This is a genomic window from Kaistia terrae (genome assembly GCF_026344005.1).
Classification (GTDB): Bacteria; Pseudomonadota; Alphaproteobacteria; order Rhizobiales; family Kaistiaceae; genus Kaistia; species Kaistia terrae.
On sequence record NZ_JAPKNH010000012.1, the window covers coordinates 1 to 22,752 of the forward strand.

At 64.5% G+C, this 22,752-nt stretch carries 19 protein-coding genes; 13 read left to right on the forward strand and 6 right to left on the reverse strand.

Going from position 1 to position 22,752, the window contains the following annotated elements; all coding sequences use genetic code 11:
- Positions 1-12: 12 nt before the first annotated feature.
- Positions 13-105 (forward strand): hypothetical protein, encoded by a 93-nt coding sequence (locus OSH12_RS22700; protein ID WP_407660766.1) that lies wholly within the window; start codon positions 13-15, stop codon positions 103-105.
- A 94-nt stretch (positions 106-199) separates the two neighbouring features.
- On the opposite strand, the gene OSH12_RS22705 is transcribed toward OSH12_RS22700, so the two are convergent.
- Positions 200-1,300 carry a mandelate racemase/muconate lactonizing enzyme family protein gene (locus OSH12_RS22705; protein WP_266345916.1) on the reverse strand — a complete coding sequence of 367 codons (1,101 nt, stop codon included), beginning with the start codon at positions 1,298-1,300 and terminating at the stop codon, positions 200-202.
- Between the two features lie 68 nt (positions 1,301-1,368).
- The gene (locus OSH12_RS22710; protein ID WP_266345917.1) at positions 1,369-2,847 is read right to left on the reverse strand and encodes an aldehyde dehydrogenase family protein; all 1,479 of its coding nucleotides are present in this window, start codon (positions 2,845-2,847) and stop codon (positions 1,369-1,371) included.
- A gap of 214 nt (positions 2,848-3,061) precedes the next feature.
- Between OSH12_RS22710 and OSH12_RS22715 the strand changes: the two genes are divergently transcribed.
- From OSH12_RS22715 to OSH12_RS22725, 3 genes are all read left to right on the forward strand, one after another.
- The gene (locus OSH12_RS22715; RefSeq protein WP_266345918.1) at positions 3,062-3,787 is read left to right on the forward strand and encodes an FCD domain-containing protein; all 726 of its coding nucleotides are present in this window, start codon (positions 3,062-3,064) and stop codon (positions 3,785-3,787) included.
- A gap of 28 nt (positions 3,788-3,815) precedes the next feature.
- The gene (locus tag OSH12_RS22720) at positions 3,816-5,438 is read left to right on the forward strand and encodes a GMC family oxidoreductase (protein WP_266345919.1); all 1,623 of its coding nucleotides are present in this window, start codon (positions 3,816-3,818) and stop codon (positions 5,436-5,438) included.
- Positions 5,439-5,619: 181 nt separating this feature from the next.
- Positions 5,620-7,338 carry an FAD-binding protein gene (locus OSH12_RS22725; RefSeq protein WP_266345920.1) on the forward strand — a complete coding sequence of 573 codons (1,719 nt, stop codon included), beginning with the start codon at positions 5,620-5,622 and terminating at the stop codon, positions 7,336-7,338.
- A gap of 222 nt (positions 7,339-7,560) precedes the next feature.
- Here the strand turns inward: OSH12_RS22725 and OSH12_RS22730 are convergent, their stop codons facing one another.
- The 3 genes from OSH12_RS22730 to OSH12_RS22740 form a co-directional block, all read right to left on the reverse strand.
- The gene (locus OSH12_RS22730) at positions 7,561-9,042 is read right to left on the reverse strand and encodes an aldehyde dehydrogenase family protein (protein ID WP_266345921.1); all 1,482 of its coding nucleotides are present in this window, start codon (positions 9,040-9,042) and stop codon (positions 7,561-7,563) included.
- Between the two features lie 55 nt (positions 9,043-9,097).
- The gene (locus tag OSH12_RS22735) at positions 9,098-10,723 is read right to left on the reverse strand and encodes a GMC family oxidoreductase (protein ID WP_266345922.1); all 1,626 of its coding nucleotides are present in this window, start codon (positions 10,721-10,723) and stop codon (positions 9,098-9,100) included.
- A 63-nt stretch (positions 10,724-10,786) separates the two neighbouring features.
- Positions 10,787-11,218, reverse strand: a complete 432-nt coding sequence (locus OSH12_RS22740; RefSeq protein ID WP_266345923.1) for a MaoC family dehydratase — start codon at positions 11,216-11,218, stop codon at positions 10,787-10,789.
- A 136-nt stretch (positions 11,219-11,354) separates the two neighbouring features.
- Here OSH12_RS22740 and OSH12_RS22745 point away from each other — a divergent pair, with 136 nt between their 5' ends.
- The 9 genes from OSH12_RS22745 (at position 11,355) to OSH12_RS22785 (ending at position 21,019) form a co-directional block, all read left to right on the forward strand.
- On the forward strand, positions 11,355-11,624 hold the full coding sequence (locus tag OSH12_RS22745) for a hypothetical protein (RefSeq protein ID WP_266345924.1): 270 nt from the start codon (positions 11,355-11,357) through the stop codon (positions 11,622-11,624).
- 21 nt (positions 11,625-11,645) lie between these two features.
- Entirely contained in the window at positions 11,646-12,875 is a 1,230-nt protein-coding gene (locus tag OSH12_RS22750; RefSeq protein ID WP_266345925.1) for a CaiB/BaiF CoA transferase family protein, read from the forward strand.
- Positions 12,876-12,900: 25 nt separating this feature from the next.
- Entirely contained in the window at positions 12,901-13,359 is a 459-nt protein-coding gene (locus tag OSH12_RS22755; protein ID WP_266345926.1) for a MaoC family dehydratase, read from the forward strand.
- A 68-nt stretch (positions 13,360-13,427) separates the two neighbouring features.
- Positions 13,428-15,035, forward strand: coding sequence for a choline dehydrogenase (locus tag OSH12_RS22760; RefSeq protein ID WP_266345927.1), 1,608 nt, complete (start codon positions 13,428-13,430; stop codon positions 15,033-15,035).
- Positions 15,036-15,122: 87 nt separating this feature from the next.
- A complete protein-coding gene (locus OSH12_RS22765; RefSeq protein ID WP_266345928.1) occupies positions 15,123-16,103 on the forward strand; it encodes an ABC transporter substrate-binding protein in 981 nt (326 codons plus the stop codon).
- A 117-nt stretch (positions 16,104-16,220) separates the two neighbouring features.
- Positions 16,221-17,765 carry a sugar ABC transporter ATP-binding protein gene (locus tag OSH12_RS22770; RefSeq protein WP_266345929.1) on the forward strand — a complete coding sequence of 515 codons (1,545 nt, stop codon included), beginning with the start codon at positions 16,221-16,223 and terminating at the stop codon, positions 17,763-17,765.
- Positions 17,762-18,784 (forward strand): ABC transporter permease, encoded by a 1,023-nt coding sequence (locus OSH12_RS22775; RefSeq protein WP_266345930.1) that lies wholly within the window; start codon positions 17,762-17,764, stop codon positions 18,782-18,784. Before OSH12_RS22770 ends, OSH12_RS22775 begins: the two co-directional genes overlap by 4 nt.
- On the forward strand, positions 18,785-19,810 hold the full coding sequence (locus tag OSH12_RS22780; RefSeq protein WP_266345931.1) for an ABC transporter permease: 1,026 nt from the start codon (positions 18,785-18,787) through the stop codon (positions 19,808-19,810). It abuts the gene before it with no gap.
- A gap of 90 nt (positions 19,811-19,900) precedes the next feature.
- On the forward strand, positions 19,901-21,019 hold the full coding sequence (locus OSH12_RS22785) for a LacI family DNA-binding transcriptional regulator (RefSeq protein WP_266345932.1): 1,119 nt from the start codon (positions 19,901-19,903) through the stop codon (positions 21,017-21,019).
- 207 nt (positions 21,020-21,226) lie between these two features.
- Here the strand turns inward: OSH12_RS22785 and OSH12_RS22790 are convergent, their stop codons facing one another.
- Complete coding sequence (locus OSH12_RS22790) at positions 21,227-22,282, reverse strand: aldose epimerase family protein (RefSeq protein WP_266345933.1); 1,056 nt, start codon at positions 22,280-22,282, stop codon at positions 21,227-21,229.
- Between the last annotated feature and the right edge of the window lie 470 nt (positions 22,283-22,752).

Here is a 22,752-nt window from a genome sequence, read left to right on the forward strand (position 1 = left end):
CTGGACCAGGAAGTGCTGTCCCTCCTGCGCCGAGCCTCCCCCGTGCCGCCACCACCGCCGGGCGTCAAAAAGACCATCACCGCGCCGGTCCGGTTCAGACCCTGACGTCACTGCCGAGTTAGCGGCACTCCGGCGGCTGATTGAGACAGTCTCAGTGCGCATGTCTGCCGCCGGGCGCGATCTCTCCCGCCTTTACGCGTCAGGCGCGGTCGGCCTCTTCCAGGCGAGCCCAGTCGAAGCGCACGCCACAGCCCGGTTCGTCGGGCGCCACCGCGCGGCCGTTCTCGACCACCAGCGGACGGTGGGTGTAGCGGTCGATCTGGAAGGCGTGGACCTCGAGCCAGCCGGCATTCGGCACGGCCGGCACCAGGCTCACATGCAACTCCTGCATGCCGTGGCTGCAGACCGGAATGTTCTTCGCCTCGGCAAGCTTTGCCGCGCGCAGGAAGCCGGTGACGCCGCCGCAATTGGAGGCATCGGGCTGGATGTAGGACAGCGACGAATGCTCGAAGGCGTGCTTGAACTCCTGCAGCGTATGCAGGTTTTCGCCCATCGCCAGCGGCACCGTCGTCGCCTTGGCGAGCGCTCCATAGCCGGCGAAATCATCCGGCTCCATCGGCTCCTCGAACCAGACGAGATCGAACGGCTCGAAGGCCCTTCCGGCCGCGATCGCACGGTCGAGGTCATAGCCAAAATTACCGTCGACCATCAGCTTGTTCGAGGCGCCGATGCGCTGGCGCACGGCGCGCAGGCGCGCAACGTCCTCGGCCAGGTCGGCCTTGCCGACCTTGATTTTCACGGCGGTAAAGCCCTGGTCGATATAGCCGCCGACGCTCTCGACCAGCTTTTCCAGCGGATAGTTCAAATCGACGCCGCCGCGATAGGTCAGCGGCGTCTTGCCGGCGCCGCCCGCCATCTTCCAGAGCGGCAGGTTCCGCACCTTGCCGCGCAGATCCCACAGCGCGATGTCGATCGCCGAGATGGCGAAGGAAGCAATGCCGCCGCGCCCGACATAATGCAGGCGCGACTGCATCTCGTCATAGAGCGTGTCGATCTCGTCCGGGTCATGGCCGACCAGCATCGGCGCGAGATCATGGTCGATCATCGCCTTGGTGGCATGGCCGCCGGTGCCGATCGTGTAGGTGTAGCCAATGCCCGACTGTCCGTCCGAGGTCGTGATCTCCGCCGTCACCAGCTCGAAGTAAGTCTGCAGGCCGTGCTTGGCGTCTTGCATCGGCTCTTCGAGCGGAACGCGGAAAACGCGCGCCTGGATATCGCGAATGGTCTGTCGGCTGGTCATGGTTTCCTGGCCCTGGCGGTTCTTGTTGTCGAGTATGGGAGGGGTTTGCTGCCGTTTCCCCGGCCGCATCAGCTCCAGTTGACGTACATCGTCTTCTTCTGGAAATAGCCGTCGAGGCCGTAGCGGCCGTCTTCGCCGCCGATGCCGGATTGCCCCCAGCCGCTATGGAAGCCCTGCACCAGTTCGCCATTGGTGCGGTTGAAATAGATCTCCCCGAAGTTCAGACCTTCGGTCAGCCGCATCAACCGCTTCAGGTTGCCCGTGTAGACATAGGCGGAGAGGCCGAACTCGGAATCATTGGCGAGCGCGAGCGCCTCCTCGAAGTCATCGACGATGACGATCGGCACGACGGGCCCGAAGATCTCCTCGCGCATGGCAGGGACGGCGTTGTCCTTGGCGAGCAAGACGGTCGGTGCATACCAGTTGCCTCTCGCATAGGCGCCCTCGGTGAGCCTGCCGCCTTCCAGCAGGACTTCGGCGCCGGCCTCGGTGCTGCGGGCGACGATATCGACGATCTTGTCGACTTCGGGACCGCTGATCTTGGGTCCGATATCCGGATTGGAGAGCGGATCGCCGACCACCAGCGCCTTGCTGCGGGCGATGAACTTCTGGATGAATTCCTCCGCGATGGCGCGGTGGAGATACATGCGCTCGTTGCAGGTGCAGATCTGGCCGCAATTGGTGTAGCGGGCGGTGATGGCGCTCTCGACCGCGCGGTCGATATCGGCGTCCTCCATGACGATGAAAGGCGCCTTGCCCCCGAGCTCCAGCCGGATCGGCTTGATGCGCGCGGCACCCGAGGCATAGATCTCGCGACCCGCCCGCGTGCTGCCGGTCATCGTCACGAGATCGGAATCCGGGCTTTCGACCAGCGCCTGGCCGACCGAACGTCCGGTTCCCGTCACGACGTTGAAGACACCGGCGGGAATGCCGACTTTTTCTGCGAGCGCAGCAATGGCGAGGCCCGAGAGCGGCGTGAACTCATGCGCCTTCAGGACGAAGCTGTTGCCGGCCACCAGCGCCGGGCCGAGTTTTCGCGCTGTCAGCGCCGCCGGATAGTTCCAGGCGGTCAGGCCGACCACGACGCCATAGGGAACGCGGCGGATCCAGATTTCCTCGCTGGCGGCGTCGGACGGCATGATGTCGCCCTCGATCCGGCGCGCGCTCTCGGCCGCATAGCGCAGGAACACCTCGGTTGCGCCGATCTCTCCGGTCGCCTGGTTGAGGGGCTTGCCCTGCTCGGCGACGACGACATGCGCCAGCAGCTCGCGATTGTCGCGAACCGCGTCGGCGAGCAGCCCGACCAGTCTGCCTCGTTCCGGCGCCGGGGTCGCGGCCCAGCCGGGCTGCGCCTTGCTGGCGGCATCAAGCGCTGCCTGGGCATGATCGGCGGAGCCGCCCGGGACCGTAGCGACGACCTCGCCAGTGGCGGGGTTCTCGACCTCGACGCGATCTGCCTTTGCCTCGGGAAGCCACGCGCCATCGATGAACATGCCGAAATGCGACGGCGTTCCCGCCATCGCCGCGGCCTTGAACTTGTCGAGCATCGCTTCCTCCAATATTATTTTTGGTACGACCAAACTTTGTAAAACTTGGACCACGGAACCAAAACTGAGTCAAACCGATTTTAAAAATCGAGGTATTTGGCCGATTCGTGCCGATATCAAATTATTTTGGTCCGTCCATATCGGCTCATGCTTGATCTTCGCCGGCGTTTGATGGATTGCTGCAATCAATAAATTTCCGCCCGGATGAAGATCGATGTCGAACGCCAAGCTGCCGGATGAGCCGGCTCCCCGCATGAGCGAGCACCGCGCCGCCGATGCCATGGTGGCAGAGATCGAGCAGGACATCGTCACGGGAAAGCTGGCGAACGGCAGCCCGCTGCCGCCCGAACGCGACCTGATGGGGCGCTTCGGCATCAGCCGCACCGTCGTGCGCGAGGCGATCGCGACGCTGACGACGCGCGGCCTGCTGGAAAGCAAGCCGCGTTATCGGCCGATCGTGCGCAGCCCCGGCTATGACGCGGCCTTCTCGGCGGTCGGCGGCGTCGTCATGCACCTGCTGAAGCAGAACAACGGCGTCAAGACGCTCTATGACGTCCGCATTTTCCTGGAGGCATCGCTGGTGCGCCACGCGGCGCTACACGCCCGCAAGGACGACATCGTCGCGCTGCGTGAGGCGCTGGAGCGCAACCACGCCGCCATCCACGATCCGGTCGAGTTCGACAATACCGACGTCGCCTTTCATGCCGTTTTCTATGCGATCCCCGGCAATCCGGTGTTTCCGGCGGTGCACCGTGCCTTCGTCAGCTGGCTGTTCGAGCACTGGCAGAGCATGAACCGCTCGGTCGAGCAGAACCTCATCTATTACGCGGGCCACAAGGCCATCTTCGACGCGATCATCGATCGTGATCCCGAGGCAGCCGAAAAAGCGCTGCTCTCCCATCTGGGCGAGGCATGGGAAACCGTTCGGGGCACATTCTAACAAAAAGAAATCAGGGAGGATTTCAGCAGTGGCTCGGGAGGAGTTTGACTACATCGTCGTCGGGGGCGGATCATCCGGCTGCGTCGCCGCCGCGCAATTGGTGACCAAGGGCAACTTTCGCGTCCTGCTGCTCGAGGCCGGGCATTCACACCACCACCCGCTGCTCGACATGCCGCCTGGCATCTTCAAGATGATCAACGGCAGCAAATACATGAAATACCACACGACCGTGCCGCAGGAGCATCTGGACGGCCGCGAGCACGATATCCCGCAGGGCAATGTGCTGGGCGGCGGTTCGTCGGTGAACGCGCAGGTCTATATTCGCGGCCGCGCGTCGGACTATGACGATTGGGACCAGATTCTGCGCGGCAACAATGACGGCGCCGACTGGAGCTGGAATGCTGTGCTCAAGCACTTCCGGGGCATGGAAGGCAACAATCGGCTGAACAACGACGCGCATGGCGCGGACGGTCCGCTGCTGGTTTCCGACCCCGGCCATATCAACGAATTGTCGCGCTGGTTCGTCCAGGCCGTGCAGGCGTTGGACGAGCCCTTCAATCCTGATTTCAACGGCCTGTCGCAGCGCGGCGTCGGCTTCTACCAGTTCATGAACCGCAGCGGAAAGCGCAGCAGCGCCGCCTATGCCTTCATCGAGCCGTTGAAGGACGATCCGCGCCTGACGGTTCGGCTGAACGCCGAAGTGTCGCGCATCCTGATCGAGAACGACGCCGCCGTCGGCGTCGTCTATCGCAAGGATGGGGTCGAACATGTCGTGCATGCGAAGGGCGAAGTCATTGTCAGCTCCGGCGCGCTGGTCAGCCCCAAGCTGCTGATGCTGTCGGGCATCGGCCCGGCCGCGCATCTGGCCGAGCATGGCATCGACTGCGTCGTCGACCTGCCGGGCGTCGGCGCCAATCTGATCGACCATCCGGAAGTGCCGATCACCGGCACGACCAATGGCAAATACGGCTATTTCAACCAGGGCAATGGCTGGCGGATGCTGAAGAACGGCATTCAGTTCAAGCTTTTTGGCAGCGGGCCGATCACCTCGGCCGGCGTCGAGGCCGGGGCCTTCGTCAATCCGGACGATCCCGAAGCGCCGCCGACCATCCAGGCCTTCTGCGTGCCGATCGTCTATCTTGATCGGGACACCCGCAAGTCGATGAAGGACACCTACGGCCTGACCATCACCACGGTCGTCGTGAAGCCGAAATCGCGCGGCTTCGTCAAGCTGCGCTCGGCCGATCCCGCCGCCATGCCGCTCGTCTCGCCCAATCTTCTGAAGGATGAGGACGACATGCGCCAGATGATGGCGGGCCAGCGCTTCTTCCTGCGCGCCTTTAGCACCGACCCGCTCGCCAGGCGGATCGAGCGGGTGGCGCTGCCTGCCGTGGCCAATCCGGACGACGCGGCAATCCGCACCCACTGTAAGCGCTTCGTCAAGACCAACTATCACCCGGCCGGCACCTGCAAGATGGGCGCGGATGGCGATCCGATGGCGGTGCTGGATTCCCGCATGCGGGTTCGCGGCGTCGACAATCTCAGGGTTTGCGACATGTCGGCGGTACCGAACATCAATGCCGGCAACACAAATGCCCCGGCCATGATGCTCGGCGACCGCTGCGCGGACTTCATCCTCAACCCGGTGTGAGTTGCCACCGCAAAAGGTTGAGGTGCGCCCCGGCAGGAAGATTGTTGGACGCGGCAAAATTGGCTATAGAGAAATATGAAAGCGCTTTCATTTCTCCGGAGCGCGCCCTTTTTCTTTTCCATAGCCAGAAGCCGACATCGGAACGCGTGTCGGTCGTGAAAGGACGGACATGCCGCAGGACATGCGTGAGATCAGGACCGACGTTCTCGTCATAGGCAGCGGTGGCGCGGCGCTTCGGGCAGCGCTGGAGGCGCAGGAGGGCGGCGCCGAGGTCACGGTCGCCATCAAGGGCGAATTCCGCCGCAGCGGCGCGACATTCCACTCCGTGGCCGAGGTCGGCGCCTTCAACGTGCCGGACGGCGCCGGCGATGCCGCCGACAGCCCCGACGTGTTCCTGAACGACATCCTGACCGCAGGCCAGGGCATGTCCGATCCGCGTCTCTCGGCGATCCTTGCCGGCGAAGCCGAAGACGCGCTGCGTTACCTCGAAGGGTACGGCGTCCATTTCGAGCGCGTCGGCCCGGAAGCCGGCGAGCCCTATCTGACCTTCAAGGCCTGCTTCTCGTCGAAGCCGCGCTCGCATGTGATCAAGGACCACTTCAAGCCGATCGTGAAGGCGCTGGGTTCAGAGGCGACAAGGCGCGGTCTCTCGGCCATGGACCGGCTGATGATCAAGGACCTGATCGTGCGCGACGGCGAATGCCTCGGCGCGGTCGCGGTCGATGCGGCAGGCAAGCTGGTCGTCATCCGCGCCAAGGCGACGATCCTGACCACCGGCGGCGCCAGCCAGCTTTTCCGGACCAACCTGTATCCGTCCGACATCACCGGCGACGGCTATGCCATGGCGCATCGCGCCGGTGCGCATCTGGTCAACATGGAGTTCATGCAGGCCGGCGTCTCGATCATCGATCCTTTCGTCAACCTGTTCGGCAATTACCTCTGGGATGCCCGTCCCAACCTGACCGACCGGGACGGCAAGCCGTTCATCACCGACTACCTGCCCGAGGGCTTGGCGCTCGACGCTGTCATCCACGAGAAGCAGCGACATTTTCCGTTCTCGTCCAGCGACATCTCGCGCTTCATCGAGATATCGATCCAGAAGGCGATCAACGAGGGGCGGGGCACCGACAAGGGCGGCCTGCTTCTCGACTTCATCCATGACGATCTCGACGCGATTCTTGCCGACCAGAGCCGCAGCGTCGCCAAGATGTGGCCGCTGACCTATGACTGGTACAAGGAGCGCGGCACCGACCTGCGCAAGGACAAGGTCGAGATCACCTGCTCGGCCCATGCGATCAATGGCGGGCTGCGGATCGACGAGGACGCGCAATCGAACATCAAGGGCCTGTTCGCGGCCGGCGAGGTCGCGGCGGGACCGCATGGCGCCGACCGGCTCGGCGGCAACATGTCGGTGACCTGCCAGGTGTTCGGCGGCCGTGCTGGTCGGGCGGCGGCGGCGCGCGCCCGCGAGATCGACCACCGCCCGCTGGCCGACGCGCTCGAAGGGCACGGCGCCGTGCCGAAGGGCGCGAACGGGTCTTCGACACGGGAACTGCCCGAGCTTCGTGCGAAATTGCAGGACGCGGCCAATCGCCATCTGCTGATCCTGCGGGGCGAGAAGGGTCTCAAGGCCTTCCGCGCCGAATGCGCCGATATCCGTCACAGCCTCGCGAACGAGACGCGGATCGACACGCCGGCCGAGACGGTGCAGGCGCTGGAACTCGCAAACCTGATCGAGGTCGGCGAACTGATGGCGCTGGCCGCGCTCGCCCGGCCCGAGAGCCGCGGCAGCCACTACCGCGAGGATCACCCCGAGCGCGATCCCGCCTTCGAGCACAATATCCTGCTCGATCGCCACGCCGAGGGCGGCTTTTTCCGCGCGCGACTGGGCGACCTGTAGAGCCATCCATGAGGAGCCCGGCGCGGCCGGGCTCCGATCCCTCCACGCGATGGGCACAAAAAAGCGGGCGTTGCGAAGGGGTTCGCAACGCCCGCAAGTTTTGGGGCCAGTATCAAGCGGGAGGGGGAGGGATGTGGCCCCGGAAAGTGTCCTTTGATCGGTTTGGAGGGCCGTTCAGCATTCCGGTGAAACGCTGAACGGCAGTTGTCGTCCGTCCTTCGGTCAGCCCTTGGCGGCGTAGTAGGGCTGGCGCTTGCCGAGATGGGCGAACACCGTCTTGATGTTGGTGAATTCGTCGAGACCGGCCTGGCCCATTTCGCGGCCGAAGCCCGAGGCCTTGTAGCCGCCGAAGGGCATCTGCGGCGAACCGTCGATGGTGGTGTTGATCCAGACCGAGCCGCTGCGCAGCTTCGGCGTGATCTGGTGGGCGGTATCGAAATTCTTGGTCCAGATCGTGCTGGCGAGACCGTAGATGGTGTCGTTGGCGAGGCGGACGGCCTCGTCCTGGTCCTTGAAGCGGATGATCGACAGCACCGGCCCGAAGATCTCCTCGCGGAAGATCGTCATGTCGCTGGTTACATGGTCGAAGATCGTCGGCTGGACGAACAGGCCGGCGTCCTGCTTGGCGGCCTCGCCGCCCAGAAGCACAATGGCGCCCTCGGCCTTGCCCTTGCTCAGATACGAGCAGACCTTGTCGAAGTGCTTGTCGCTGATCATCGCGCCGACATCGGAATCATCGGCATGGATGTCGCCGAGCTTGAGCGACTTGGCCCGCGCCACGAGACGCGCGACGAAATCGTCGGCGATCTTTTCGTCGACCAGAAGCCGGGTGGCCGAGCAGCAGCATTCGCCCTGATTGTAGAAGATGCCGTAGAGCGAGCCGTCGATGGCGTCCTCGAGATCGGCGTCGGCGAACACGATGTTGGCCGACTTGCCGCCGAGTTCGAGCGAGACGCGCTTCAGCGTCTCGGCCGAGTTGGCGAGGATGCGGCGGCCGATTGCGGTCGAGCCGGTGAAGGAGACGAAGTCGACGTCCGGGCTCTTGACCAGGGTTTCACCGACCGGGTCGCCATAGCCGGTGACGACCGACAGCACGCCCTCGGGGATGCCGGCCTCCGTGCCGAGACGCGCCAGCTCCAGCGCCGTGCCGGAGGTGAACTCGGACGGCTTCACCACCACGGTGCAGCCGGCGGCAAGCGCGAACGGCACCTTCTGGGCGAAGATCAGGGCCGGGAAATTCCACGGGATGATCATGCCGACGACGCCGACCGGCTCGCGGTGGATCCAGCCGGCCTTGTGCGGGCCGAGATTGGAGTAGGTCTCGCCATGGACCTGCATGGCGAGGCCGGCGGCGAAATGGGTCAGCGACACGACATTGCCGAGATCGCCGCGCGCCTGGCGGATCGGCTTGCCGACCTCGTCGACCTCGATGCGGGCGAGGCGTTCGAGGTTTTCCTCGATCAGGTCGGCCCAGCGGCGCAACACGGCGGCGCGCTCCATGCCGGTCTTGTTGGGCCAGGGACCGTTGTCGAAGGCGTCGCGCGCCTGGGCGATCGCTGCGGCGGCGTCCTCGGCCGTGCCCTGCGCGAAGCGGGCGACGAGGCGGCCGGAGCCGGGCGAAACGCGGTCGATCATCGAGCCGGAGGCGCTCCCGTCGCCGGCCACGTGGTGGGCGTAGTCTCGCGTCGTGAAGATGTGGTTCATGGCTTCAATCCTTCGATGCAGGCTGTTCGAACAATGAGGGAGGCGGGCGGTTGGTTCATCCGGCCCGCTCAAGCGATGCGGCACCCATGGCGATGCGGTTGCCGCGGATGAAATCGGAAGCGCGCTCCCCGATCATGATGCTGGGAGCGTTGGTGTTGCCCGACACCAGCCGCGGCATGATCGAGGCGTCGGCGACGCGCAGTCCATCGACGCCATGCACCCGCAATTCGGTATCGACGACGGCCATGTCGTCGTGGCCCATCTTGCAGGTGCCGACCGGGTGATAGCCCGAGCGCGCCCGATCCCGGATATAGGCTTCGTATTCGGCGCGGCTACGGCATTTTGGTCCCGGCATGAACTCGTCGGTGGCGAAGCGGGACATGGCGGGTTGCGCCATGATGTCCTGCCCGACCTTGACGCAGTCGATCGTGCGCTCGACGTCGTAGGGGTCGCCGAGGAAGTTGGGGTCGATCGAGGGCGCGACGCGCGGATCGCTGCTGCGCAGCGTCACGGCGCCACGCGCCCGCGGATGCATGAAGTAGCCGTTCAGCGTGCAGCCATTGCCGGTGACGGTGGCGTCGGTGTCGTTGACCTCCTCGACGCCGGTGCCGGGCAGGAAGTGATACTGCAGGTCGGGCGCGTCGAGGCTCGGGTCGCTCTTGCAGAAGGCGCCGCCCTCGACGATCGTCCCGGCGATCGGGCCGTTGCGGAACAGCGCATACTGGATCGCCGGCATGATCTTGCGGGTCGTCTTCTTGTAGACATCGTAGCTGTCGACGTTCTTGACGTTGTACATCATGAACACGTCGAGATGGTCGTGCAGGTTCTCGCCGACGCCGGGCAGGTCGACCAGCGTGCGGATGCCGTGGCTCTTCAGATGCGCCGACGGGCCGACGCCCGACAGCATCAGCAGCTTGGGTGAGCCGATCGCGCCGGCCGAGACAATCACCTCGCGCGAGGCGCGCTCGATCACCGTGCCGTTGCCCTTGATCAGTTCGACGCCGACGGCGCGGTTGTTCTCGATCACGATCCGCTTCGCCAGCACGCCGGTGCGCACCGTCAGGTTCGGCCGGTTGCTGGCCGAGCGCAGATAGGCGACGGCGGCGCTGCAGCGACGACCGTCGCGGTTGGTGGTCTGGTAGAGGCCGGTGCCGGGCTGGGTCGCGCCGTTGAAGTCGGCATTGTAGGGCATGCCGTATTCCTGGCAGGCCTGCACGAACGCCTTGCTGAGCTTGTGGGGATGGCGCTGGTCGACGACGCTGAGCGGGCCGTCAATACCGTGATAGGGCGCCGAATATTTCTCGTTGCTCTCGGCGCGCCGGAAATAGGGCAGGACGTCGCGATAGGCCCAGCCGGCGCAGCCCATCTCTTCCCAATTGTCATAGTCCTCGGCATTGCCGCGAATATAGACCTGGGCGTTGATCGACGAACCGCCGCCGAGCACGCGGGCCTGCGGATAAAGCGGGGTGATGCCGCCCTGGTGCTGCTGCGGCGCCAGCTCGTAGCGCCAGGTCAGAGGCCCCTTGGTCGTCTTGTAGAAGCCGACCGGCATGTGGATGTAGGGGTTCCAGTCGCGCGGGCCGGCTTCGAGCAGCAGCACCTTGGCGTCCGGATCCTCCGACAGTCGGGTCGCGAGCGCCGAGCCGGCGGATCCGCCGCCCACGACGATGAAATCATACATGGCTGTCCTCCCAGATATTCTTGTTGGATGGGCCCGGCGCAGCGTTGGCGCCCGGACCGAAGGTCAGCTCACCCATTTCAGGATGTGCTCACCGACGCATACGGTCTCGTCGCGCTGGTTGGTGACGGAGATCTCGGAGCGGGCCCGGCGCCGCTCGGGATCGATCTCGCGCACCGCGTAGCGCAGGCTGACCGTGTCGCCGATGAAGACGGGCTTCAGGAAGCGGATCCGGTCGTAGCCGAGCGAGACGGGCGTCTCGGTGGCGCGTACATTCGGCACCTGCTCGACGATCTTGGTGGAGCAGGCCGACATGAAGGCGACGATCAGCGCGCCATGGGCGATGCGGCCCTCATAGGCCGAGCCCGACATTGCGGTCTCGTCGACATGGTTGGGCGAATGGTCGCCGCTGACCTCGGCGAAGGCGTTGACGACGGCTTCGCTGACCTCGCGCTCGAGCGTCACCGCGTCGCCTACCTTCAGATAGAAATCCGTCACCCCTGGTTCCTCCTCGGGCATTGCGTCGCCGGTCCGCGCTAGGCACTGGCCGGGCTTGTCATTGGTTCCCCGGCGGCTGGAATGGCGAGCCGTTTCAAGGGGATGGATCGCCGCGATGCCGGCAGGGCCGCCTCGCATGGCAGGAAAGCGGCTCCCCTTCATCCTCCTCAAGATCAAAATGAAAACGCTTACATTTCCGAATGCTATCGCCTTTTTGTGCGCGGTGCAATGGGGGTCTTTCGCCGGCATGGTGCCGCATGTGGTCTTGTGGATCGCTGAAAATATGAGCAATGCCTTGGGGAATGCGGTCGGTATAGTCCCTGCCGCCGCCGTGAACAGGGCGCTTGCACTGCCCCATTGCCAAGCCTCAATACTTGCGATAGCCTTTCTGAAATCGCTTTCATAAACGGATTTCGTTGGAGGAACAGTGCGCCATCTCGAGGGTATCCGGATCATCAGCTTCAACCATTTCCTGATGGGTCCGGTCGGCATTCAGTTCCTGGCGGATCTCGGTGCGGACGTCATCGCCATTGAGCCTGTCGAAGGGGCGTTCCAGCGCAAATGGGGCGGCGCCAACCGCTTCCTGGACGGCCAGACCATGCTGCAGCTGACCGGCAATCGGAACAAGCGCAGCCTGGCGCTCGACCTCAAGAGCCCGGAAGGGCTGGCGGTCGCAAAGAAGCTCGTCGAGAGCGCCGACGTCGTGGCGGAGAACTACCGCCCCGGCGTGATGGCCAAGCTCGGTCTCGGCTTCGAGGATATCCGCAAGGTCAATCCGGGCATCATCTATGCCGCCGCCTCCGGCTTCGGGCCGGATGGTCCCTATGCCAAGCGGCCGGGCCAGGACCTGATCGTGCAGGCGATGTCGGGCCTCGCCGCGATCACCGGCACGCAGGAGGACGGGCCGCGCGGTGTCGGCGTCTCGGTGGTCGATCATCATGGCGCGGCGCTGTTCGCTGCCGGCATTCTGGCTGCGCTCTTCCGCCGCGAGCGCTCGGGCGAGGGCGGCCGGGTCGACGTCAGCCTGCTCAACGCGGCGCTCGACCTGCAGATGGAATCGCTGGTCTGCTTCATGAACGGCGCGCGCGATGACGACGTTCGCCAGACCGGGCGGATCTCCGGCTGGTACTATGGTGCGCCCTACGGCATCTATTCGACGAGCGACAGCTTTGTCGCGATCTCGCTCGGCACGCTCGAGGCGATCGCCACGGCGATCGAGATTCCCGAGGCCGAGCGCATTCCGAATACACAGGCCTATGAGCGTCGGCAGGAAGCGGCGGCCAGCATCGCCCGGGCGCTGAAGAAGCGGACCACGGCGGAGTGGACCGTCATCCTGGCCGAGCACGGCATCTGGCATTCGGAAGTCAACGACTACACCAAGCTCGCCGACGACCCGCAGGTCATTCACAACGGCAATTTCGTCACCGTCCCCGGCGCAACCGGCTCGCCGATCACGCTGGTGACCCATCCGGTCCGCTACGACGGCGAGGTGCCGGAGGTGCGGCTGCCGCCGCAGAATCTGGGCGCCCAGACGGCCGAGATCCTCGCGGAACTTGGATATGACGAAGCGGGGATCAAAGCCCTTTTCGAAGGCGGCGTGGTCGGTGGCGAGACCGCCGGAGAGAGCGCCGCGCCGCTCGCCGCGATCGCACACTGATAGCTACAGAGGATAGGCTAAGATCATGAAATCAATGCATGCAGAAATCGGCGATGCCGTTCGCTTCTCGAAGACGGTTGGCGAGGCGGATGTCTATCTCTACGCCGGCATCACGGGCGACTTCTCCGGCAATCACGTGAACGAGGAGTTCATGAAGAAGTCGGTCTATGGCCACCGGATCGCCCATGGCGCTCTGACCATCGGCTTCATGTCGACCGCCTCGACGCTGATGATCGAGCGCAGCCTGTCGCAGGGCATCGATTCGACGCCGGTGTCGCTCGGCTATGACCGTGTGCGCTTCCTGGCGCCGGTGTTCTTCGGCGATACGGTCAACGTTACCTACACGATCAAGGAAGTCGACGAGGAACGTCGCCGGACCCGGTCGCAGGTCGACGTGCACAACCAGAACGGCGTTTTGGTTGCCGTTGGCGAGCACCTGCTGAAGTGGGTCAAGAACGAAGTGGTCGAGACCGAGGCGGCCTAGCCGCATCCGCGTAGAGGCCGCGACCGGCCGCTTGCAGGACGTGTCGCGGGGGAGTGAGGGAAGAGACTATGACCGACTACGTGATCGTCGGCGCCGGCTCGGCGGGCTGCGTCCTCGCCAACCGATTGAGCGCCGATCCCGCCGTCAGCGTGGTTCTGCTGGAAGCCGGCGGACCTGATCGCAGCCCGTTCATCCACATGCCGGCGGGCTACCGGCAGCTGATGCTGTCGGGCAATGTCGACTGGGGCTACCAGACGGTGCCGCAGAAGCATTGTCATGGCCGCACCTTCCACTGGCCGCGCGGCAAGGTCCTTGGCGGCTCCAGCTCGGTCAATGGCATGGTCTATATCCGCGGCCATGCCTCGGATTATGACGGCTGGGCGCAGATGGGCAATCGCGGCTGGTCCTATTCGGACGTGCTGCCCTATTTCAAGCGCGCCGAGAACTGGGAACTGGGCGAGGACGAATTCCATGGCGGCGACGGGCCGCTGCATACCTCGCGCGTGCAGGAATTCCATCCGCTGGCCCGCGCCTGGATGGATGCCGGCGTGCAGGCGGGCTATCCGCGCAATCCCGACGTCAATGCGTCGAGCCAGGAGGGTTTTGGCCCGCTCGACAGCACGATCACCAAGGGACGTCGCGCGAGCACCGCCTATTGCTACCTGCGGCCGGCGCTGGCCCGTCCCAATCTCAAGGTCATCACCCACGCGCTCGCCTCGCGCGTCGTGATCGAGGGCGGGCGCGCGGTCGGGGTCGAATATGTGCGCAAGGGAAAGACCGAGATCATCCGGGCGGATGCCGAGGTGATCCTGGCCGGCGGGGCGATCAATTCGCCTCAGCTGCTGCAGCTTTCCGGCGTCGGCGACGGCGACCATCTGCGCTCGGTCGGCATCCGCGCGGTGCACGACCTGCCCGGCGTCGGCCAAAACCTTTCCGACCACGTCGCGACCGAGATCCAGCAGGAATGCACGCAGCCGATCTCGCTGCTGAAGGAGCTGAAGCCGGTCAATGTCGCGAAGTCGCTGGTGCGCTATGCGCTGACGCGGGGCGGGCCGATCGCCCATCCGGGCATCCAGACCGTCGGCTTCGTCAAGTCGCGGCCGGATCTCGTTGCTCCCGACATCCAGTATCATTTCATCATGATCATGTATGGCGAGCATGGCCGGACGCTGCACAAGTCACACGGGTACCAGCCGCTGATCAACGTGCAGCGGCCCGAGAGCGTCGGCACCGTGCTGATCCGCTCCAAGGATCCGACCAAGCATCCTGAAATCGATCCAAATTATCTGGCGGCCGAAGACGACGTGCGCGTCCTGCGCGACGGCATAAAAATCTGTCGTGACGTGTTGGCGCAAAAAGCGTTTGATCCATATCGTGGAACTGAAATTTCCCCTGGACGCGACGTCAGGACGGATGCTCAGATCGACGACTATGTTCGCCAGTCGGCGCACACGCAGTATCACCCGGTCGGGACCTGCAAGATGGGCATCGACCCGATGGCAGTTGTTGATGCATCGCTCCGGGTGCGCGGATTGAGTGGACTTCGGGTTATCGATGCGTCGATCATGCCGAAGATGGTAAGTGCGAATACGAACGCCGCGACGATCATGATCGCCGAAAAAGGGGCTGACATGATACGCGGTGGACGTGAGGGCTACGCGGAAAGCGTGGCCTGATGGGGGACGGGGCTTTTGGGAGAGAGCCCTGAATTTAAAAAGGCGGATATCGGACCCCGCCCAACATGGTCCGAGGGAGGAAGTAAAATGATCAATCGTCGTTCATTGCTGCAGATCGCTGCCGGTGGCGCAGCCCTGGGTGCCTTTGGCCTGCGTCCGGCTTATGCCGACATGCCCAAGCTGAAGGAAAAGGAAACCTACAAGATCGGTTTCGCCCAGACCGAGAGCAACAACCCCTGGCGCCTGCAGCAGACCAAGAGCATGCAGGAAGAAGCCAAGAAGCGCGGCTGGCAGCTGGTCTACACCGACGCCGCCGGCTCGGCCGCCAAGCAGGTTGCCGACGTGCGCTCGATGATCGCCCAGAAGGTCGATGTCATCCTGCTCGCACCGCGCGAAGAGCGCCCGCTGATCCCCGCCGTCATGGAAGCCAAGAAGGCCGGTATCCCGCTCTTCCTGATCGACCGTGGCGTGGATCCGAGCCTCGCCAAGGGCGGTGAAGACTACGTTGCCTTCATCGGCTCCGACTTCGTCGAGGAAGGCCGCCTGGCCGCCGAGGCGCTGGTCAAGGCCGTCGACGGCAAGGCCAAGGTCATCGAGCTGGTCGGCACCGTCGGTTCGTCGCCGGCCAATGACCGCGCCAAGGGCTTCGCCGACTACATCAAGGACCATCCGGGCATCGAGGTCATCGCTTCCCAGTCCGGTGACTTCGCCCGCGACAAGGGCCGCCAGGTGTTCGAGACGCTCTACCAGGCGCATCCCGAGGCAACGGCGCTCTATTCGCACAATGACGAGATGACGATGGGCGCCATCGCTGCGATGGAAGCGGCCGGCAAGGTTCCGGGCAAGGACCTGATCATCGCTTCGATCGACGGCACCAAGGACGCCGCCCAGGCGCTCCAGGACGGCAAGGTCGTCGTGGTGGTCGAGTGCAACCCGAACTTCGGTCCGGCTGCCTTCGACGCCGTGGTCAAGTATGGCAAGGGCGAGGCCGTGGCCCCGCGCCTGGTCAACAAGGACCGCGTCTTCACCAAGGAAAACATCGCCGAATATCTCCCCGAGGCTTACTAAGCCCGGCCGGCGGGCGTCCTCTGGGCGCCCGCCATTTTATTCAGCGTTGACCATTCCTCGCGACAGCCGTAGCCGGATGCGGCTTCGGCTGTCGTCAGCTCCGAGACAGAAGCGCCCATGGCTACCCAAGATATGGCCGTCGCAGAACCTTTTCTGTCGATGCAAGGCATCAACAAGTCCTTTGGCAACATTCCCGCCCTGATCGGCGCTTCGCTCGAAGTGCGCGAGGGCGAGGTGATGGCCCTGATCGGCCAGAATGGCGCCGGCAAGTCCACGATGATCAAGGTCCTGAACGGTTTCAGCCGCAAGGACGCAGGCACCATCACGGTGAATGGCGCGCCCTGGGCGGCGACCTCTCCCGAAATGGCGCAGCGCGGCGGCATCTCGACGATCTTCCAGGAAATCAACCTCATTCCCTTCCGCTCCGTGACCGAGAACATCTATCTCGGCCGTGAGATCAAGACGCGGTTCGGCCTGCTCGACCTCAAGGCCATGCAGGCCGGCGCCCGCGCGCTGCTGGCCGAGTTCGACATCGATGTCGACGTGCGCCGGCCGCTCGGCGAATTCTCGACCGCCATCCAGCAGATGGTGGCGATCGCCCGCGCCGTGTCGTTCGAAGCCCGTCTGGTGATCATGGACGAGCCGACCTCCTCGCTCGACGATACCGAGGTCGGCGTGCTGTTCGAGACCATCCGCCGGCTCAAGGCCAAGCGCGTCGCCGTCGTCTTCGTCAGCCACAAGCTCGATGAACTCTACGCCGTCTGCGACCGCGTCACGGTCATGCGCGACGGCCGCACCGTCGCCGTCTCGACCATGGCCGAAATGACCAAGCTGCAACTCGTCGCCACTATGCTTGGCCGCGACCTCGCCGAGGTCCGCCGTGCCGGCGCCACCGCCTTCACAGAGGGCAGCCGCGCCATTGGCGAGGAACTGCTTTCCGTGAGGGATCTTGGGGTCGGCCGCCGCGTGCGCGATGCAAGCCTCTCCGTCCGTCGTGGCGAGATCGTCGGCCTGGCCGGCCTGCTCGGCGCCGGCCGCACCGAGACGGCACGCGCCATCTTCGGCGCGGATCCGCACGAGAAGGGCAGCATTCGCTTTCAGGGCAAGGAGACCGATTTTGCCGCGCCCGCCGATGCGATCCAGGCCGGCATCGGTTTCTGCTCCGAGGACCGCAAGCATGAGGGCATCATCCCCGGCATGTCGGTTCGCGAGAACCTGACGCTGGCGCTGCTGCCGGCGCTGTCGCGCGCCGGCATCGTCGACGAGGGGCGGCAACGCGAGATCGTGCTGCGCTTCATCAAGGAGATCGGCATCAAGTGCTCGAGCCCCGAGCAGAAGATCCGCGAACTCTCCGGCGGCAACCAGCAGAAGGTTCTGCTGGCGCGCTGGCTCTGCATGAACCCGAAGCTGTTGATCCTGGACGAGCCGACGCGCGGCATCGATGTCGGCGCCAAGGCCGAGATCCAGCGTCTGATCCGCAAGCTCGCGGATGACGGGCTGGGCGTGCTGATGATCTCGTCCGAAATCGAGGAAATCGTCGAGGGCTCGGACCGGGTCTTCGTGTTGCGGGACGGCAAGATGACCGCCGAATTCGATGGCGAGGCCATCACCGAACCTGCGGTCATGGATGCCATGGCCCACGCGCATGGAGAAGTCGCATGAGTTCCACGACCCAGAATGCGCCTTCGCCGGTGCCGGGAAGCGTCGGCTCGCCGCCGCGTGGCGGTATCGCCTCCCTGCTGTCGCGCCGCCATATCGGCACCATCGCGGCGCTGATCGCGCTGCTGATCTTCAACTTCATCTTCACGCCGCACTTCGCGACGATGCAGACCCTGTCGGTGAATCTCACCCAGGTCTGCGTGATCGTCATCGTCGGCGTCGGCATGACCATGGTCATCGCCACCGGCGGCATCGATCTCTCGGTCGGCTCGATCATGGCGATCGCCGGTGCCTTCGCGCCGCAGATCTTCCAGGGCATGCTGTTCCCTGTACCCAACCTCTATGTCGGCATTGCGCTCGCCATCGTTATGTCGATCACCATCGCCGGCTTCTTCGGCCTGTTCAACGGCTGGCTGGTGTCGAGTTTCCGCGTCCAGCCGATCATCGCAACGCTGATCCTCTACATCGCCGGCCGCGGTATCGCGCAGGTCTGGACCAATGGCGACCTTCAGGTCTTCAAGGTTCCCGAGTTCCAGCAGATCGCCATCGGCCGCGTCTTCGGCGTTCCCTTCCAGGTCTGGATCATGCTGGCGCTGGTGCTGATCGCGGCATGGGCGCTGCAGCGCACCGTGTTTGGCCGGCAGGTGCTGGCGGTCGGCGGCAATGAGCAGGCGGCCCGCCTCGCCGGCATTCCGGTCCGTCGCGTCAAGCGCCTCGTCTATGTCATCTCGGGCGTGTGCAGCGGCATCGCCGGCCTGATCGTCATCGCGATGAATTCGGCCGCCGACGCCAACCTGATCGGCATGGGCATCGAGCTCGACGTGATCGCGGCGGTCGCGGTCGGCGGCACGCTGCTCAGCGGCGGCCGGGCGACTATCATCGGCACGCTGCTCGGCGCGCTCATCATCCAGCTCGTTCGCTATACCCTACTCGCCAATGGCGTTCCCGACGCGGCGGCCCTCGTGGTCAAGGCCGGACTGATCGTGCTCGCCGTCTGGCTGCAAAGGCAGGATCGCGCGTAAATGCCTCGTCTTCACGCCTCCGCCGGCTTCGGCGCCCTTCTCGCGCTGCTCCTGATCATCGGTTTCGGCGCCTGGCGCTACGATGGCTTCATCAGCGAGTACAACATCCTCACCGTGCTCCGTTACAACTCGATGTTCGCGTTGGTCGGGCTCGGCATGTGCTTCGTCATCATGACGGGCGGCATCGATCTTTCGGTCGGGTCGGTCGCAGCGCTCTCGAGTGTCGTCGCCGCCTATCTCAGCCCCTATGGCCTCATTCCCGGCCTGCTGGGCGGGCTTGCGGCGGGTGTTGCTGCCGGCACGATCAACGGCTTCATCATCTCGAAGATGAAGATCCTGCCCTTCATCGCCACGCTGGCGACGATGCTGGCGGCCTCCGGCGTCGCGCTGCTGCTTTCCAACCAGCAATCCGTTCCGGCTTCCTACGACACCAATTTCATGGCGCTTGGCCAGGGTGATTTCGCCCTCTACGCACCCGACTGGGTCAATGGCGAGGATGCCGGCTTCTTCGGCGCTGTCATCCGCATCTTCCTCGGCTTCCCGATTCCGGCCTGGATCGCGCTGTTCGCCTATCTGCTCGGTTCCTTGATCCTCAATCGCACCGCCTTCGGCCGCCATGTGCTGGCGGTTGGCGGCGGCGAGGAAGCCTCGCGCCTGATGGGCTTGCCCACCGATCGCACGATCTTCCTGGTCTATGTGATGTCCGGTCTTCTGGCTGGCATGGCGGGTGTGATCCTGGCCGCACAGTTCGGCGCCGGCCAGCCGATCGAAGGCATCGGCTGGGAGCTGTTCGCCATTGCTTCGGTGGTGGTCGGCGGCACGCTGCTGACCGGCGGCAAGGGCTCGGTCGGCGCGACGCTGGTTGGAACCCTGCTGCTCGGTATCCTCTTCACCGTTCTCAATTTCGAGAACGGCATGGGCTGGATCAGCCTCAGCGCTTACTGGCAGTCGGTGCTGCGCGGCGGCTTCCTGTTCGTCGTCGTGATCCTGCAGAGCCGGCTCACCCGGTCGACGGCTGCCGCCTGACGCTCCACATCGGCTCAGCGGTTTACAAAACCGCTGAGCCGTGGACTGGCATCGCTTGCGGCGTTCAGCCATCTGCTACAGAGTCCCGGCATGGATAATTCCGACAAGAAATTGCCGTCGCATGCCAAGGGAAAGGCCGAGCCGCCGTCACCCGGACCGACGCGTGCCAAGCTCGAGGACGTCGCCAGTCTGGCGAAAGTGTCGCTTGCAACGGCCTCGCGCGCGATCAACCAGCCCGACATCGTGCGGCCGGCAATTCGCGAGCGGGTGCTGCGCGCCGTTGAGATGCTGGCCTATACACCGGATCGTGCCGCCAAGGCGCTCAGTTCCGGCCGCAGCCATACGGTCGGCGCCGTTGTGCCGACACTCGGCAACGCCATCTTCGCCGATGGCGTCGAGGCGCTTGAGGTCGGGTTGGGCGCTCGTGGCTACACGCTGATCCTCGCCCATTCGCAATATGATCCGGCGCGCGAATTCCGCCAGATCCGCTCGATGCTGGAATATGGCGTCGATGGGCTCGTTTTGGTCGGCGATTCCTTCGCTCCGGACTCGTTGCCGCTCATCCGGCAGCACCGGCGGCCGCTGGTCACGACCTATGTCTGCACCTCGCGCCAGAACATCGCGGCGATTGGCATCGACAACCGCCGCGCCACCTACGGCATGACGCGGTACCTGCTGGAGCTCGGCCATCGGGAATTCGCCGTGATCGCCAATACCGGCATGCCGAATGATCGCTCGAAGGCGCGGCTCGATGGTATCCTGGACGCGATCGGGGAGCAGGGCATCCGCCTGCCGCCCGACCGGATCATCGAGGCAGCGCAGCCTACCATCGTCGCCGGTCGCGAGGCATTCCGCCGGCTTCGCGCGGCCCATCCCGGCGTCACCGCCTTCCTCTGCACCACCGACGCGATGGCGGTCGGCGCCGTGGCCGAAGCCCGGCGCGAGGGCATTCGCGTGCCCGAGGATGTTTCGATCACTGGTTTCGACGATGTCGAGATCGCGGGCGAGACGGATCCGCCGCTGACCACCGTCCGGGTTCCCGCGGCCGAGATCGGCACGCTGGCAGCCAATCAACTGATCCGCATCATCGAAGGCGAGCCAATCCCGATGAGCACGCAACTGGAAGCGACGTTGGTCATCCGTGGGTCGACCGGACCTGTCGCGGCTCCCGCATTACGCAAGCGCCGTCCCCGCGCCGCCGTCGTCTAGTCGCGCCGGACGTGCCGTTTCGCCAGGAGGGCCGCCGACATCCAGATCGCCAGCCGTCGGGAATCCCGTCCGATCCACTCAATCCGTGAACCGATCTAGCCCGCTCAACGACGGCCGGCAGAGAGCCTGTCACCGCCAAAACGGCGACAGGCTCCAATCTGCGTCGGGTCGCGTTTCCGTCACGCGAACCGCGTTCGTTCGAACGCCCTATTCCGTGAAGAAGCGAACCGACATGCGGTGATCATAGACTTGGTCGGGCAACACGGTCGTGCTTGGGAAGTGCGAGAAATTCGGTGTGTCCGGGAATTTCTGCGTCTCGAACGTGTAGCCGGCGAAGCGGCAATACGGGCTGTTCGATTTTCCGATGACCGTCTCGTTCAGATAGCCGCCGGTATAGAATTGCACGCCGGGTTCGGTGGTGTGCAGTTCGAGGCCGCGGCCCGAAGCGGGATCGACGACGCGGGCGCAGAGACGGAGGTCTTCGGCCTCGCCGCCGAGGCACCAGTTGTGATCATAGCCGCCGCCGACGAGATGGCCGGTTCCGATATTGGCCAGCGCATCGATGTCGGCGCCGATCGGCTTGGGCGCCCGGAAGTCGAAGGGCGTTCCGGCGACGGCAAGGATTTCGCCGGTGGCCAGCAGTTCATCATCGATCGGCACGAAGAAGTCGGCGTTGATGGCGAGGACCTGCTCGCGGACATCGCCGGATGCGTGTCCTGCCAGGTTCCAGTAGGTGTGATGCACGGCATTGAGCACCGTCGGCCGGTCGGTCATGCCGCGAATGGCGATCTCAAGCCGGTTGTCTTCGGTCAGGCAATAGCTGGCCGAGAGATGGACGGTGCCGGGATAGCCCTCCTCGCCATGCGGCGAGACCATGGAGAAGGTGACCGTGTTGGTAGCCTCGTCCACGGTCGCGTCCCAGATCTTGCGATCGAAGCCCGCCACGCCGCCATGGAGGTGATTGTTGCCCTCGTTGCGCGAAAGCTGGATCGCTTCGCCGCCAAGCGAAAAGCGACCGTCCCGGATGCGGTTGCCATAGCGCCCGCAGGTCGCGCCGAAATAGGTGTCGGTGGCGACATAGGCGTCGACATCGTCGAAGCCGAGCACGATGTCGGCCATCTCGCCGGTGCGATCGGGCGCGTGAAGTTCGGTCAGCCGCGCACCATAGGTAATCAGTTTCGCCGACAGGCCGTTGCTGTTGCGCAGGACGAAGCCGCGCACAATCGCGCCGTCCAGATGCCCGAACACGAAGTTCTCAATCATTCTCGTTTTTCCTCGATCCACGTTGCCGCCCTCGCTCGGGCAAGGGCGACCCACCCCCTCCGGTGGACGGCTCAATTCTAGGTGCAAGTCTCGTGGCTGCCCATCCAGTTTTTGGCCGAAGCGAGTGAGATGCTGATGAAGCAGCTCTCGGAATTTTGTCGGTGGGATGGCGACGCCTTCATGGAAAGGCCCGAGGTGGCCGATCCCGTGCGCTTTGGGTTATCGATTGGTACAGGTCAAGTTCGAGACCGAGCGTCACATACCGGTGTACAACCTTGCAAAGTCAGGCAAGAAGCCGCGCTCTAGTCGTCACGCCAGCCATGGAGATGCCGGGACTCATTCGAAGAGGCGAGCGCGTCACGCGAGCTCAATCCCCACTGTCGCGAATTTCAGTCAATCTGGCAGCAGCACATCGTCGAGATGAAGGGCAAGGTCAGAGTAAGCAAGCACCCGAAAAAGGGCTTGTGAGC

Bases quoted from the DNA above. Each gene is read 5' to 3' on its own strand.
- OSH12_RS22725 (WP_266345920.1), top strand. From the start codon at position 5,620: ATGCGTGAGATCAGGACCGACGTTCTCGTCATAGGCAGCGGTGGCGCG.
- OSH12_RS22765 (WP_266345928.1), top strand. From the start codon at position 15,123: ATGATCAATCGTCGTTCATTGCTGCAGATCGCTGCCGGTGGCGCAGCC.
- OSH12_RS22760 (WP_266345927.1), top strand. From the start codon at position 13,428: ATGACCGACTACGTGATCGTCGGCGCCGGCTCGGCGGGCTGCGTCCTC.
- OSH12_RS22710 (WP_266345917.1), bottom strand. From the start codon at position 2,847: ATGCTCGACAAGTTCAAGGCCGCGGCGATGGCGGGAACGCCGTCGCAT.
- OSH12_RS22745 (WP_266345924.1), top strand. From the start codon at position 11,355: ATGGCAGGAAAGCGGCTCCCCTTCATCCTCCTCAAGATCAAAATGAAA.
- OSH12_RS22780 (WP_266345931.1), top strand. From the start codon at position 18,785: ATGCCTCGTCTTCACGCCTCCGCCGGCTTCGGCGCCCTTCTCGCGCTG.
- OSH12_RS22705 (WP_266345916.1), bottom strand. From the start codon at position 1,300: ATGACCAGCCGACAGACCATTCGCGATATCCAGGCGCGCGTTTTCCGC.
- OSH12_RS22775 (WP_266345930.1), top strand. From the start codon at position 17,762: ATGAGTTCCACGACCCAGAATGCGCCTTCGCCGGTGCCGGGAAGCGTC.
- OSH12_RS22730 (WP_266345921.1), bottom strand. From the start codon at position 9,042: ATGAACCACATCTTCACGACGCGAGACTACGCCCACCACGTGGCCGGC.
- OSH12_RS22715 (WP_266345918.1), top strand. From the start codon at position 3,062: ATGTCGAACGCCAAGCTGCCGGATGAGCCGGCTCCCCGCATGAGCGAG.
- OSH12_RS22770 (WP_266345929.1), top strand. From the start codon at position 16,221: ATGGCTACCCAAGATATGGCCGTCGCAGAACCTTTTCTGTCGATGCAA.
- OSH12_RS22755 (WP_266345926.1), top strand. From the start codon at position 12,901: ATGAAATCAATGCATGCAGAAATCGGCGATGCCGTTCGCTTCTCGAAG.
- OSH12_RS22785 (WP_266345932.1), top strand. From the start codon at position 19,901: ATGGATAATTCCGACAAGAAATTGCCGTCGCATGCCAAGGGAAAGGCC.
- OSH12_RS22735 (WP_266345922.1), bottom strand. From the start codon at position 10,723: ATGTATGATTTCATCGTCGTGGGCGGCGGATCCGCCGGCTCGGCGCTC.
- OSH12_RS22790 (WP_266345933.1), bottom strand. From the start codon at position 22,282: ATGATTGAGAACTTCGTGTTCGGGCATCTGGACGGCGCGATTGTGCGC.